This window comes from Paenacidovorax caeni (assembly GCF_001298675.1).
Taxonomy (GTDB): Bacteria; Pseudomonadota; Gammaproteobacteria; order Burkholderiales; family Burkholderiaceae_C; genus Paenacidovorax; species Paenacidovorax caeni.
Window position 1 is genome coordinate 43261 of the sequence record NZ_CYIG01000031.1, and the last position, 13576, is coordinate 56836.

11 protein-coding genes are annotated in these 13576 nt (G+C 68.9%); 4 read left to right on the plus strand and 7 right to left on the minus strand.

Annotation, left to right across the window (positions count from 1 at the left end; translation table 11 throughout):
- Positions 1-8: 8 nt before the first annotated feature.
- The 4 genes from BN2503_RS13105 to BN2503_RS13120 form a co-directional block, all read right to left on the minus strand.
- Complete coding sequence (locus BN2503_RS13105) at positions 9-1133, minus strand: ABC transporter permease (RefSeq protein WP_054257107.1); 1125 nt, start codon at positions 1131-1133, stop codon at positions 9-11.
- A 93-nt stretch (positions 1134-1226) separates the two neighbouring features.
- Entirely contained in the window at positions 1227-2402 is a 1176-nt protein-coding gene (locus tag BN2503_RS13110) for an ABC transporter permease (protein WP_054257108.1), read from the minus strand.
- A complete protein-coding gene (locus BN2503_RS13115) occupies positions 2399-3397 on the minus strand; it encodes an HlyD family secretion protein (protein WP_054257109.1) in 999 nt (332 codons plus the stop codon). Before BN2503_RS13115 ends, BN2503_RS13110 begins: the two co-directional genes overlap by 4 nt.
- Positions 3394-4869, minus strand: a complete 1476-nt coding sequence (locus BN2503_RS13120; RefSeq protein WP_054257110.1) for a TolC family protein — start codon at positions 4867-4869, stop codon at positions 3394-3396. The genes BN2503_RS13115 and BN2503_RS13120 overlap by 4 nt, the downstream gene beginning before the upstream one ends.
- Positions 4870-4974: 105 nt before the next feature.
- Here BN2503_RS13120 and BN2503_RS13125 point away from each other — a divergent pair, with 105 nt between their 5' ends.
- A complete protein-coding gene (locus BN2503_RS13125) occupies positions 4975-6228 on the plus strand; it encodes a BaiN/RdsA family NAD(P)/FAD-dependent oxidoreductase (RefSeq protein WP_233495073.1) in 1254 nt (417 codons plus the stop codon).
- A 3-nt stretch (positions 6229-6231) separates the two neighbouring features.
- Here BN2503_RS13125 and BN2503_RS13130 read toward each other — a convergent pair whose 3' ends face one another.
- Positions 6232-9459 carry an EAL domain-containing protein gene (locus tag BN2503_RS13130; protein ID WP_054257112.1) on the minus strand — a complete coding sequence of 1076 codons (3228 nt, stop codon included), beginning with the start codon at positions 9457-9459 and terminating at the stop codon, positions 6232-6234.
- 266 nt (positions 9460-9725) lie between these two features.
- Here BN2503_RS13130 and rpsU point away from each other — a divergent pair, with 266 nt between their 5' ends.
- Both rpsU and BN2503_RS13140 read left to right on the plus strand, forming a co-directional pair.
- Positions 9726-9938 carry a 30S ribosomal protein S21 gene (gene rpsU / locus BN2503_RS13135; RefSeq protein ID WP_007833691.1) on the plus strand — a complete coding sequence of 71 codons (213 nt, stop codon included), beginning with the start codon at positions 9726-9728 and terminating at the stop codon, positions 9936-9938.
- 76 nt (positions 9939-10014) lie between these two features.
- Complete coding sequence (locus BN2503_RS13140; RefSeq protein WP_054257113.1) at positions 10015-10461, plus strand: GatB/YqeY domain-containing protein; 447 nt, start codon at positions 10015-10017, stop codon at positions 10459-10461.
- Between the two features lie 64 nt (positions 10462-10525).
- Here BN2503_RS13140 and BN2503_RS13145 read toward each other — a convergent pair whose 3' ends face one another.
- A complete protein-coding gene (locus BN2503_RS13145; RefSeq protein WP_054257114.1) occupies positions 10526-11458 on the minus strand; it encodes a DMT family transporter in 933 nt (310 codons plus the stop codon).
- 157 nt (positions 11459-11615) lie between these two features.
- Between BN2503_RS13145 and BN2503_RS13150 the strand changes: the two genes are divergently transcribed.
- Positions 11616-12704, plus strand: coding sequence for a tartrate dehydrogenase (locus tag BN2503_RS13150; protein WP_054257115.1), 1089 nt, complete (start codon positions 11616-11618; stop codon positions 12702-12704).
- 21 nt (positions 12705-12725) lie between these two features.
- Here the strand turns inward: BN2503_RS13150 and BN2503_RS13155 are convergent, their stop codons facing one another.
- Positions 12726-13520, minus strand: a complete 795-nt coding sequence (locus tag BN2503_RS13155; RefSeq protein ID WP_054257116.1) for a class I SAM-dependent methyltransferase — start codon at positions 13518-13520, stop codon at positions 12726-12728.
- Positions 13521-13576: the final 56 nt, after the last annotated feature.

Consider the following 13576-nt stretch of genomic DNA (forward strand, 5'->3'; position numbering starts at 1 on the left):
CGCGCCCCTCACCGGGCCGGCCGCCGCCCCAGCCACAGCACCGCCCCCCACGACGCCAGCGCCATGGCCGCCAGCCAGGCCAGCGGCGCCAATGCCGCCACCAGCGGCGCGCCCATCTGGTTCAGGCGCAGGCTGGCCTGGATGCCCGCCGTGCTCGGCGAGAGCCAGCGCAGCCACTGCAGCGGCTCGGGCAGGGCCTCCACCGGCCAGCTGAAGCCGCCCAGGAAGGCCAGCGGCAGCGAGGTGAACAGCACCACCTGCATAGCGCGCTCGCGGTCGGCCAGCCACCAGCCCAGCAGGGCGGCGCAGCCGGCCACCGCAGGCACCAGCACGGCCAGCAGCAGCGCGGCGCCGCCGGGGTTGCCGCCGTGCGGGTAGTCCTGCCAGACGAAGATCCAGCCAAAGTAAAACAGCCCGGCCAGCCAGCCCGGCACGCACAGCGCCAGCAGGCGTGCCAGCCAGGTGCGCGCCCCAGCCCGCGCCTGGCTCTGCTCGCGCAGCGTGCCCACCCACAGCGCCCCGCCCATCAGCAGCGTTTGCTGCAGGATGAGCAGCGCCACGGCCGACACCACGAAGCTGCCATAGCCCTCGGTGGGGTTGAACAGCGCCACGGCCTGCAGGCCCACCGGCGCACGGCTGGCCGCCGCCTGCGGCGCGCTCTGGCCGCCGGCCTGCAGGCGGCGCAGCTCGATACCGGCCGAGACGGTGCCGAACGCCTCGGCAAAGCCGTACTGCACCTGCTTGCTGGCGATGGGGTAAGCGCCGTTGGCGTACACGGGCACGGCCACGTTGCGCGCCTGCACCACGTCGCGCTTGAGGTCGCGCGGCAGCAGCGCGTAGCCCCTGACCTCGCCGCGCAGCAGCGCGGCCTGGGCCTCGCCCTCATCGCCCGTGACCAGGCGCGGGTCGATGCGCGGGCTGGCCTGGGCGAAGCGCAGCATCTGCCGGCCGAGCGACGAACTGTCCTGCACCACCACCGCCACCGGCACGCGCTGCGCCACCTGCGTGGCGTAGAACCAGGGGTAAAAGAAGCCGTAGAGCACCGGCGCGCCCACCACCAGCAAGGCCACGCCCTTGTCGCGCAGCAGCGCACGCAGTTGCTGGGCCAGCAGGGCCAGGAAGGACGGCGCCACGTCAGCCGCCCTCCCATGATGTTTTGAACAAAAAACAGCTCCAGCGCTTATGCAGCAAGCGCTGGCAGCTATCAAAACAGAAGTTACAGCACCTCATCGCCCACCCCATCGCTGCGGCAGGCGCAGGCCACGCGCCAGGCCTGCCGTGGCCACGGCCAGCAGCACCAGCGTGGCCAGCCCCAGGCCAGCCACCACGGGCAGGCTCTGCGCCACGGGGGCACCCATCTGCCACTGCTCCAACTGCAGGCGCGCGTAGTGCGTGTAGGGCATGGCCAGCGCCCAGGTACGCGCGCCCTCGCCCATGGCCAGTAGCGGGTAGGCCACGCCGCTGAAGGCAAACGCCGGTGCCGACAGCAGGCCCGCGCCCGACAAGGCCGTGCGCAGCGACAGCGTGACGCCCGCCAGCGCGGCCCCCGCCGCCAGGCTCACGGCCACCAGGGCCGCCAGACCGGCGCTGATCCAGCCCATGCTGCCCGCCACGGCCCAGCCGCGCAGCTGCGCCAGGTACAGCAGGCAGGCCAGGGTGACGGCCCACAGCGGCGCGAAGGCCACGGCCAGCTTGCCCAGCAGCGCGCTCAGCACCTGCGTGGGCGAGGCCTGCGCGCCCAGCCACTGCGCCACAGTGCGGTCGCGCAACTCGCGCCCCACGCTCCACGCGCCCGCCGTCATGGCCAGCACATGGATCAAGGCGGGCACCAAGGCTGCGGCCAGGAATTGCTCGAAGTTGGTGGAGACGTTGAACAGCGCCACCAGCTGGGTTTTCACCGGCTCCAGGCGCGTTTGCAGGGCCTGGCTGGGCGTGCCGCGCTTGGCGGCGGCCTGCATCTCGATGCCCGCCGAGAGCGTGCCCACCACCTGGCGCAGGTCGCGCTGCAGCAAGCTGGACGCGGTGGCCAGTTGCGCGTTGTGCAGCAGCGTGATGCTGGCGCCGCGCCCCTGCTTCACGTCGCGCGCCATGCCGGGCGGGAGGTGCACCACGCCGTACACCGCCATGCGCTGCAGCGCGTCGGCGGCCTCGCCACGGTTCACTACCTGCGCCTGCAGCGCCAGGCCGGGCGTGGCCTCCAGCATGCGCACGAGCTGGCGCGAGAGGCTGGAGTGGTCTTCATCCCACACGGCGATGGGCAGGCGGTACGGTTGGCCGGTGGAAAAAATCCAGCACAGCAGCGCCATGGCCAGCAGCGGCACCCAGGTGAGCATGGCAGCGTCCCAGGGGCGCGAGCTCAGCAGTTGCACCTCGCGCCGCGCACTGGCGGCAAACAGGCTCACGGCTGCACCACCACGCTCATGCCAGGGCGCGCGCCCGCAATCGGTGCCGCAGGGCGGGCACGCACTTCAAACGTGCGTGCGTCAAAACCTTGGTTGCCGCGCGTGGTGCGCCAGGTGGCGAAGTCGGGCAGCACGCCCAGGTAGGTGACTTCAAACTCTGCGCTGTGCCCACCCAGCGCAGGCAACTGGCCGGTGAAGCGGCTCTTCAGCGCAAAGCGCTGCAGCTGGTCTTCGCGCACGTTCAGTACCACCCACTGGTCTTGCAAATCCACCACAGTGACCACGGCCACGCCCTGGGGCGACAGCTCGCCTTCCTTGGCCAGCACCTTGGCCACCTCGCCGCCCACGGGGCTGCGCAGCTGTGTCTCGGCCTCGGCGGCCTGCACTTCGGCCACCACGCCGTCCACCTGGCGCACTTGGGCGGCCGCTGCGGCCTTGTCTTCGGCGCGGGCACCGCTGGCGGCCATGTCGTACTGCGCCCGGGCGGCTTCGGCCTGGGCGGCGTTGGCGCGCCATTGGGTGTGGGCCTCGTCGCGTTTTTGCGCCGAGACCAGCCCTTGGTCGTACAGGCTTTGCACGCGCTGGTACGAGGTGTGCGCCAGCTCGGCGCCGGCCTGGGCGCGCTGCCAGTTCAGGCGGGCCATCTGCACTTCTTGCGGGCGCGCGCCGTGCTGGGCTTTGTCCGAGACGGCCTGGGCCGCGGCCTTGGCGGCCTCGGCCTGGGCCAGCTTGGCGCGCACCTCGGGGCTGTCCATTTCCACCAGCAGGTCGCCGGGCTGGATCTGCTGGCCCTCGGTCACGGCCACGCGCGCAATGCGTGCCGTGACCTTGGGCGCGATGTCGGCCTCGCGCGCCTCCATCTGGCCCTGGAAGTAAGGCGCGGGCGGCTGCGAGGCGCGCCAGAAGCCCCAGACGACGAAGCCCAGTACGGCCACGCCGAGGAGCCCCAGAACCCAGGGCTGGCCCGAGCGTGAAGAAGAGGAGGAAGCGGTCATGGTGCGTCGGAAGGGATCTGGATATCGGCCTCGGCCATGTAGCGGCCGAACGCATCGCTCTGCCCGGTGCTTTGCAGCAGCGCGGCCAGGGCCTGGATGTACTGGTGGGCGGTCTGCGCGCGCTCGGTCTGCACCTTGGCGAGGTTGACGCGCGCGTCCATCCACTCCAGCAGGGTGCCCGTGCCCTCACGCTGGCCAGCCTCGCGCAGGCGCAGCAGCTCGCGCGCCAGGTCTTCCTGGGCCTGCTGGGCCAGGTACTGGGTGCGCGCATGCTCCACGGCGAGCCAGTTCTTTTCCACCAGCAGGGCAATGTCGCTGCGCGCCTGCTGCTCGGTCAGTTCGGCCTGCTCGATCTTGCGCTGGCCCGAGGCGGCGAGCTGGTCGCGGTCCATGCTGTCCCACAGCGTCCAGCGCACAGCCACGCCGGCCACCCAGTTGGGCTTGCCGCCGCCCGTGCGGATGTCGCTCAGGCCGAAGCCCAGCACCTGGGGCTTGCGCAACGCCTCCTGCGCGTCGTGCAGCGCGGCAGCCTCGCGGCGCTTGGCCTGCACCTTGGACAGGCCGGGGTGCTGCGCCAGCGCGGCGTCAATGAAGCCCTGCAGCGCAGGCAGCGGCTGGCTGGCGACAAAAAGCGGGCTGGAGGGGCGCAGTGGCGCCACCACCTTGAGCGTGCGCGCCAGCGCCGTCGCGGCCAGTTGCGCCTCGTCGCGCGCCTTGCGCGCCTGCTGCGCGGCGTCGGCCAAAGCAGCCTGGGCCTGCAGCCGCTCCAGGCGCGAAATCACCCCCGTAGCCAGCATGCGCTCGGCGGCAGCGTCATGTTCGTGCACCGTGGCCAGCGCCGCTTCGCGCAGGCGCGCGGCGCGCTCGGCCAGCTGCGCGCCGAAGTAGCGCTGCACCAGCAGGGACTGCAGGCCCTGTGCGTCGGCGCTGGCGTCGGCCTGCGCCTCGTCGGCCTGGGCCGCGAAGCCGCTGCGCACGGCGTCGCCCAGCCCGCCGATGTACAGCGGCCACAGCAGCGAGACGCTGCCCGCGGCGCGCGCATCCTGGCGCTCCAGCGTGTAGTTGGGCGGCAGTTGCGGCAGCTGGGAGATGGCGCCGCCCAATGGCGGCGGCAGCATGCTGACGATGCCGCCCAGCGCCTGGCGCGCGGGGTCGAGGTCGATATCGGCGCTGGCGGCGTAGCGGTACGCCATGCCCGTGACGGCCACCGAGGGCCCGCCCAGCCCCTGCACGCCCGCGCGGCGCAGGCGGGCGCTTTCCACCGCCCTGGCGGCGGCAGCGAGCTGGTCGGAGTTGGAAAGCAGGAGCTGCTGCGCCTGCGCGAAGCTCAGCGAAGGCGCCGCGCTCGCAGCCGCAGCGGCGGGCACGGCACCGCCCGCCCGGGCCAAGCCCGCTCCCAAAGCCAGCAGGGCGGCAAGGCCCCAGGTTGCATGCACGTTCAAAGTAGAGGCAGGTTGCAAAGGGAACACCATTGTGCCCAAACCCTGTGCCCCAACCCGCCCCCGGCCGCGCTGAGGGCCAAGCCGCGTGAAAGCCAACCGTGGGCGCCATGCCCGGCGTGGGCGACAATGCCGCCCGTGTCTTCTTCCCTCCCTTTCTTCGACGCCGTCGTCATCGGCGCCGGCGCCGCCGGTCTGTTCTGTGCGGCCCAGGCGGGCCAGCGCGGCCTGCGGGTGCTGCTGATCGACCACGCCACGCAGGTGGCCGAGAAAATCCGCATCTCAGGCGGCGGGCGCTGCAACTTCACCAACCGCGACCTGGACGTGCGTGCGCCGCAGCGGCACTACGTGGGCCAGAACCCGCAGTTCGCGCGCTCGGCGCTCTCGCGCTTTACGCCGCAGGACTTCATCGCGCTGGTGGACAAGCACGGCATCGGCCACCACGAAAAGCACAAGGGCCAGCTGTTTTGCGACCGCTCGGCCGAAGACATCATTGCCATGCTGCTGGCCGAATGCGCCACGGGGCATGTGCAGCACTGGCAGCCGTGCAGCGTAAAAAATGTGGCATTTTCGCCCTCCAGCGCAGATAGGGAAAGCGCTGGCAGCTATCAAATTGATACCGATCGAGGCCCCGTCGCGGCACGTAGCCTGGTCATCGCCACGGGCGGGCTGTCGATCCCGAAGATCGGCGCGAGCGACCTGGGCTACCGGCTGGCGCGCCAATTCGGCCTGCCGCTGGTGGCACAGCGCCCAGGGCTGGTGCCGCTGACCTTCAGCGGCGACGCCTGGGCCCCTTACGCCCAACTGGCGGGGCTGGCGCTGCCGGTCGAAATCAGCACAGGCGTGAAGAAGGAGCGCATGGCCTTCCACGAGGACCTGCTGTTTACCCACCGGGGCCTGTCGGGCCCGGCCGTGCTGCAGATTTCAAGCTACTGGCAGCCCGGCCAGCCCCTGTCGATCGACCTGGCACCGGGCGTGGACCTGCCCGCGGCGCTGCTGCAGGCCAAAGCGCGCTCGCGCAAGCTGATCGCCAACGAACTCGCGGCCCTCGTGCCCAGCCGTCTGGCCGACGCCTGGGCGGCACAGGAGGCGCAGTGGCAGCGCCCCATCAACGAAGCCAGCGACAAGGCGCTGCACCTGCTGGCCGAGCGCCTGGCGCGCTGGCAGCTGGTGCCCACAGGCACCGAGGGCTACAAGAAGGCCGAGGTGACGCTGGGTGGCGTGGACACGCGCGCACTCTCGCAGCAGACCATGGAAGCCAAGGCCCAGCCCGGCCTGTACTGCATTGGCGAGGTGGTGGACATCACCGGCTGGCTGGGCGGCTACAACTTCCAGTGGGCCTGGGCCAGCGCCCATGCCTGCGCGCAGGCGCTGCCCAAGAGCCCGCACTAAGACTCAACTGGCGGGCGCCACGGGCACCACGGGCTCCACGGGTGCGCGCAGGTCGGCCGAAGCGCCACCCGCCGCCCAGCACTCCAACGCCGGCACAGGCAGGGGGCGGCTGAAATGGAAGCCCTGCAGTTCGTCGCACCCCAGCGCCGTCAGCACCCGGCCGGTGGCCATGTCCTCCACGCCCTCCGCCACCAGCTTCAGGCCCAGCGAGCCGCCCAGCGCAATGATGGCGCGCGTGATGGCCATGTCCGCCGGATTGGTGAGCAGTTCGCGCACGAAGGATCGGTCGATCTTGAGCTTGTCGATGTCGAAGCGCTTGAGGTACGCCAGGCTGGAATAGCCGGTGCCAAAGTCGTCGATCGACAAATGCACCCCCAGCGCCTTCAACGCCGCCAGCTGCTGCTGCGCCGCGTGTGCGTTGTCCATGAGCTGCGACTCGGTAATTTCCAGCTCTAGCGCCGAGGCCGGCATGCCCAAGCGTGCCAGCACCGCCTGCACGTCCGGTACCAGCTGCGGATCGGCCAGTTGCGCGGCCGAGAGATTCACCGACATCACCGTACGCCCCAGGGCCTGGGCGCCGGGGCCGGTGGCACGGCGCCAGCGCATCCACTGCGCACACGCTTCCTGCAGCACCCAGGCGCCGATGGTGCGAATCAGCCCGGCCTCTTCGGCGATATGGATGAACTCGGACGGTGGCACCAGGCCCAGCGTGGGGTGTGTCCAGCGCAGCAGCGCCTCCACGCCGACCAACTGGCCGTTCTGCGCCCGCACCCGTGGCTGGTAGTGCAGCGAAAGCTCATTGCGCTCCAGCGCGCGCCGCAGGTGCTGCTCCAGGCTCTGGCGCGCCAGGGCACGCTTGTCGGTCTGCACGGAGTAGAAGCACGCCATGTCGCGCCCGGTGGCCTTGGCCTCGTACATGGCGGCATCGGCACGGCGCATGAGCCCCTCCAGGTCCTGGCCGTCCTCGGGGTACAGCGCCATGCCCACACTGCACGACACATGCAGCTCATGCCCCTCCACCACGTGTGCCTGGCGGATCAGCGGAATCAGGCGCTGCTCCACCAGTTGCTGCACATCTGCACGCCCGGCCACGCCTTGCATCACCACCACGAACTCGTCGCCCCCCAGGCGGCTGACCGTATCCTGCCCGCGCACCGATTGCGTCAGCCGGGCAGCCACCGAGCGCAACAGCCCGTCGCCGATGTGGTGGCCCAATGTGTCGTTGATGCTCTTGAAGCGGTCCAGGTCGATGAACAGCACCGCCACCTGCGCGTTCACCGCCCGGGCCTGCGCCAGCGCCGCCTGCAAGCGCTGCTCGCACAGCGAGCGATTGGGCAGCTCCGTCAGCACATCATGGTGCGCCAGGAAGCGGATGCGCTCCTCGTTGAGCTTGCGGTCGGTGATGTCAATGGCGATGCCGATGTGGTTCGCCACCGCACCGCCCTTGCCGCCTTCGCGTACGGCCGACACCATGAGCCAGGCCGGATAGGTCTCGCCCGAGCGGCGGCGAAAGCGCACCTCGCCCTGCCAGGATTCGCGCTCGCGCATGGTGTCCAAGATACGCTGGCACAACGGTGCATCGCCACCGTCCTCGTCCAGCAGCAGGCCCAACCCCTCACCCAGCAATTCGTAGAAGTCGTAGTGCGTGCTGCGGCAGAACGCCTTGTTCACGCTGAGGATGTGCAAGTCCGGCCCCATGATGATGATGCCCTCAGATGATGCCTCGAAGACCTTGGCCCACAGCTCCAGGCGCTGCTCCATCACCTTGAGCACATTGATCGGCGTGAACGCCGTCAGCATCGCATCACGCCCCTGAAAACGCAGCCGCCGCGCGGACAGCACGGCCCATAGCGGCTCGCCATTGCCCTTCCAGCGCACCTCGAACTCATCGACGACATCATGGTCGGCCAACCGCTGGAAGAATCGCGCCCGCACCCCGGGCTCCAGGCCCTGGCGCCAGGGGTCGCGCTCCACGCCGTTGAGCCAGGGGCGTGCAGGCGTGTTCGCATGCAGCACCTCGTGTTCGGGAATGGAGGTCACCACCATGGGAATGGGCAAGGCTTCGACCAGTTCGCGCTGGGCCTGCGCGGCCCGTGCACTGGCCGCCAGTTCCTGCTGCTGCAGGCGTTCGCGGTCGAGCTGGGCCAGCATCTCGTTGAACGCCGTCACCAGGCGGCCGATTTCGTCGCGGCTGCTCCAGTGCGCGCGCAGACGGTGGTCGCCGCTGCGGCGCACCTCGTCGGCCACCCGCGCCAAGTGCTGCAAGGGCTTGGCAATCTGCCGCGCCACCAGCGTGACCAGGCTCAGAATGCAACCAAGCAGCAGCACCGCCGTCCCCATATGCAGCCACATGCGGTGAAACTGCAAGTCCACCCGGTTTTCCAGTAAACGGCGCATCTGCACCGTGGCCATGTTCCACGCATCGCGCAGCGCCACCAGAGACTGCTGGCTGCTGGCCTCCACCGCCGCCAGATCAGTCGGCACACCGCCCGCGGCAATCGCATGCAGTCGGTTCAAGAGCTCCGTGACGTTGACGCGCAAAGCCTCGCGCGGCACGCGCAAAGCGTCCCGCAAAGCCGCATTGCCGGCAATGAACGCCTGGCCGTGGTCTGACTCGATGCCCTGCAGCGCAGCATCCATGCGCCCCGCCAGCGTCAGCAACTGCGCCGGGCCGCCCGGACCCTGGACATGCGCACCGCTGTGCAGGAACTGCTGGGTGTCGTGCAGCACCTGCAGCAATTCGGGGTAGCGCAGGATCATCAGCGACATCACGTAATAGCTGTCCAGATCCGGGTCCAGGATCAGGTTGGACTGGTTGCCCACCGTGGTCAGCAGCTCACGCCCCTCGCGCAGCAGCTGGTGGCGCGCCCCGCCCTGCGCAAGAGAATCACCCAGCGCCGCCAGCGTGGCCTGGAAGGGGGCGCTCATCGGTGCGCTGTGGAGCGCCGCATCGTGCTCGGTCCGTACCGCTTCCAGCCGCCCGAGCAATGGCGGCATGGTGGCGGCTGTCCCCTGCGGCAGAAACCCCTGCAGCAGGCCATCGCGCACCACCTCGACATACTCGGTGCCCACCATTTCCTTGCGGGCAAAGTCGATCGCCAGGTACTTTTCATGGATCAGGATGCCGGACACATAAATCACTGCGGTGAGGTCAAGCAGGTAAATCAGCATGAGCTTGCGCCCTACGCTGAGCCGGCCCAGCCAGCCGGAAACACGATGCATGAATGCCATGGTTGCAAGGCAGCGTTGCAGATGCCCATTGGTTGTCGAGATACCAAGGGTTAGCAAGTTTCACGCCACATGCACCAAAGCAGGGCAGGCCGCGATACGTGCGAGCACCTGCACAAATCAGCTCAACTCGCTTTATAATGTCCGGCTCTGCTGGCATGCCCCGTCGGCCGGATACTAGTTACAGACGGGGAAAACCGCCGCCCATGGCTCGCAGGCCCGATCTTCCTGCAAACCCTCTGACGGCACATTTTGGAAAACATTAGCTAATGACCACCATCCGCGTTAAAGAAAACGAGCCTTTTGACGTTGCCCTGCGCCGCTTCAAGCGCACCATCGAGAAGCTGGGCCTGCTGACCGACCTGCGCGCCCGCGAGTTCTACGAGAAGCCCACGGCCGAGCGCAAGCGCAAGAAGGCTGCTGCCGTCAAGCGCCACTACAAGCGCGTGCGCAGCATGCAGCTGCCCAAGAAGCTGTACTAAGCACACGGCCTTCTCAAAAACCCGCGCTAGGGACGCCAAGCGCGGGTTTTTTGTTTTTCCCTGTGGAGATACCGACATGAGCCTCAAGGACCAGATCACCGAAGACATGAAGAGCGCCATGCGCGCCAAGGACAGCGAGCGCCTGGGCACCATCCGCCTGCTGCAGGCTGCGATGAAGCAAAAGGAAGTGGACGAGCGCATCACCCTGGACGATGCGGCCATCGTCGCCATCGTGGACAAGCTCATCAAGCAGCGCAAGGACAGCATCACCGCCTTTGAGGGCGCAGGCCGCCAGGACCTCGCCGACAAGGAGAAGGCCGAACTCTCCGTGCTGCAGGCCTACCTGCCTGCGCGCATGTCCGAAGCCGAAATTCTGGACGCCGTGAAGGCCATCGTGGCCGAAGTGGGCGCCGCCGGTCCCGGCGACATGGGCAAGGTCATGGGCGTGGTCAAGACACGCCTGGCGGGCAAGGCCGACATGGGCCAGGTGTCGGCTGCGGTGAAGGCCGCGCTGGCAGGCTGAGCGTTCGCATCGCTCTCAAAAAGAGAGCTTCCAGCGCTTACCCCATAAGCGCTGGAAGCCTTTTTTATGCACTTTTCATCTTCCAGCGCTGCACCAGCCAGCCGTGGCTGCTGACCAGCATCACACCGGCAAGCACCAGCACCGCCCCGGTCAAAAACCCCGGCGCGATGGGCTCGGCCAACAGCCACGCCCCGAGCGCCACGCCGAACAGCGGCGTGAGGAATGAAAACACCCCCAGCCGCGACGCCAGGTAGGTACGCAGCAGCCAGAACCACAGCAGGAAACTGGCGAAAGACACCACCACCGACTGGAACGCCAGGCTGGCCCACACCGCCGGCGTGCCATGGAAGGCGCTTACATGCCCCGCACCCCAGGCCAGCGGCACCAGCAGCGCGAAACCCACCACCAGCTGGTAAAGCAGCGTTTGCGACGCGGGCAGGCTGCTCAGCCGTGTGACACGGATCAGCACCGTCGTGGCGCCCCACGCCGCCCCGGCCAGCAACCCGAGCAAGTCGCCCCACAGCATGCGCTGCCAGTCCGGCCCCGCGCCCTGGCTGCCGCGCAGGAAAAACGCCACCACGATGCCCGTGAAGGCCAGCGCAATGCCGGCCCACTGCAGCGGCGCCAGCCGCTCGGCCGGCAGCCACCAATGCAAGCCCAGCGCGGCGAAGATCGGTGCGGTGTAGAGGAACACCACCATGTGCGCCGCCGAGGTGTAGCGCAGCCCCTCGCCCGCCAGCAGAAACTCCAGCGCAAACAGCGCACCCGCCGCCACGCCCGGCTGCCACACGCCGTGCGCCAGCGTCAGGCGCTCGCGCCGCCAGGCCATCCACAGCCCGACGAGCAGCGCGGCCACGCCCGAGCGCACCGCAATCTGCAGCAGCGGCGCGCAGTCTTGCGCGGTGGCTTTGAGGGCGATCTGCTGCGCACTCCAGATGAGGCACAGCACCACCATCAGGCCCACGGCGCGGGCATCAAGGGCATTGCGGGTATCCATGGCGTTCGGCTTCGTCGATGAAAGCGCGCATTGTGGGGCCGTGCGCAGGCCGGCGCATGACGCCGGGTCGACACCCGCGCGCCAGCCCGGAGCAGGGCAGATTGCCGCGCGCGGCATTCTCCTGAAGAATCGCCCCCTTTGCCCACCCAGGAGCCCCATGCCCCCCACCTACCAGATCGCCGTAATCGCCGGAGACGGCATTGGCCGTGAAGTCATGCCCGAAGGCCTGCGCGCCGTGCAGGCCGCCGCACAGCGTTTCGGCCTGACGCTGGCCTTCCACCCCTTCGACTGGGCCCACTGCGACTACTACCTGCAGCACGGAAAAATGATGCCCGACGACTGGAAAGAACAGCTCTCGGGCATGGACGCCATCTTCTTCGGCGCCGTGGGCTGGCCCGCCACCGTGCCCGACCACGTCTCGCTGTGGGGCTCGCTGCTCAAGTTCCGACGCGAGTTCGACCAGTACATCAACCTGCGCCCCGTGCGCCTGTTCGAAGGCGTGCCCTGCCCCCTGGCCGGCCGCAAGCCGGGCGATATCGACTACCTCGTGGTGCGCGAGAACACCGAGGGCGAGTACACGTCGCTGGGCGGCATCATGTACGAGGGCACGGAGCGCGAGATCGTGATCCAGGAATCGGTCTACTCGCGCCACGGCGCCAAGCGCCTGCTCAAGTTCGCCTTCGACCTGGCGCAAAGCCGCCCACGCAAGCACGTAACGCTGGCCACCAAGAGCAACGGCATCGCCATCAGCATGCCCTGGTGGGACCAGCGCGCCGACGAGGTCGCCAAGGACTACCCCGAAGTCACGCTGGACAAGCAGCACATCGACATCCTCACCGCGCGCTTCGTGCTGCAACCCGGCCGCTTTGACGTGGTGGCCGCCACCAACCTGTTCGGCGACATCCTCTCGGACCTGGGCCCGGCCACCACGGGCACCATCGGCCTGGCGCCTTCGGCTAACCTGAACCCCGAGCGCACCTTTCCCAGCCTGTTCGAGCCCGTGCACGGCTCGGCGCCCGACATCTACGGCCGCAACATCGCCAACCCCATCGCCATGGTCTGGTCGGGCGCACTGATGCTGGACTTCCTCACCCACGGCACAGGCGCCGGTCGCCAGGCGCACGACGCCATCGTGGCGGCAATTGAAGCCGTGCTGCGCACCGGCCCGCGCACGCCCGACCTGGGTGGCAGCGCCAGCACCAGCGACGTGGGCCAGGCCATCGCCGCGCACATCGCCCAGGGCTGAGGTGGCGCGAACGCTCCTTTTTCAGGAGCTTCCAGCGCTTACCAGCAAAGGGCTAGAAGGCTTTTTGACCTCAACCTGGCCCAGTCGCATGTGAAGGGGCCAGGTGACCCGCCTCTGCCCGGCCGGATCGCCCCACAGCGCGGCGATATCGTCGGCAAAGGCCGCCAGCCGTGCCTCCTGGCCCAGCTGGCGCGCTTTCTTCACCGCCGACCAGGTGCCAACGTAGCCCAGGAACTGGCCCAGGTTCCACGACTGCACAATGGCCAGTTCGGGCGGAGGGCATTCCGCGAAGGGAAAGTCGATGCCGGCGTAGCCGTTGTCCACGAGCTTGCGCTCCGGCGGCCAGAAGGGGCCGATTTCCGCGCTGTAGAAGCGCTGAAAGCGCGCGCCCAGGGCCCCCTCCAGCACCAGCACGCCGTAGCTGATGAGTGCGACCACCGCGCCCGGGCGCGCAATGCGCCGCACCTCGGCGTAGAACGTCGGCAGGTCGAACCAATGCGCCGACTGGGCGGCGGTGACGGCGCTTGCCACCCCATCGGCGAGGGGCAGCTTCTCGGCCCGCGCCACGGCGTAGGCCACGCCAGAGGCGGGCTTGGCGTGCGCAATCTGGTCCGCGCTCGGGTCAACGCCCACCACCTGCGCGAAGTGCCGGGCCAAAAGCGTGGTCAGCTGCCCGTTGCCGCAGCCCACGTCCACCGCCAGCCCGGTAGCGGGCGCGGCTGCAGCAAAAAATGCCGCCAGGGCCTCGGGGTACGCGGGGCGGAACTGCGCGTACGACTGCCCGCCTTGGTCGAACCAGTTTCTTTTCTCCACCATGGCGTCGGACTCCTTCCTAGAACCTGCACCGCTTTGTACATCCGATAACACCACCG

Coding starts and splice junctions, on each gene's coding strand:
- BN2503_RS13115 (WP_054257109.1), bottom strand. CDS start 3,397: ATGACCGCTTCCTCCTCTTCTTCACGCTCGGGCCAGCCCTGGGTTCTG.
- BN2503_RS13120 (WP_054257110.1), bottom strand. CDS start 4,869: ATGGTGTTCCCTTTGCAACCTGCCTCTACTTTGAACGTGCATGCAACC.
- BN2503_RS13130 (WP_054257112.1), bottom strand. CDS start 9,459: ATGGCATTCATGCATCGTGTTTCCGGCTGGCTGGGCCGGCTCAGCGTA.
- rpsU (WP_007833691.1), top strand. CDS start 9,726: ATGACCACCATCCGCGTTAAAGAAAACGAGCCTTTTGACGTTGCCCTG.
- BN2503_RS13140 (WP_054257113.1), top strand. CDS start 10,015: ATGAGCCTCAAGGACCAGATCACCGAAGACATGAAGAGCGCCATGCGC.
- BN2503_RS13145 (WP_054257114.1), bottom strand. CDS start 11,458: ATGGATACCCGCAATGCCCTTGATGCCCGCGCCGTGGGCCTGATGGTG.
- BN2503_RS13150 (WP_054257115.1), top strand. CDS start 11,616: ATGCCCCCCACCTACCAGATCGCCGTAATCGCCGGAGACGGCATTGGC.
- BN2503_RS13155 (WP_054257116.1), bottom strand. CDS start 13,520: ATGGTGGAGAAAAGAAACTGGTTCGACCAAGGCGGGCAGTCGTACGCG.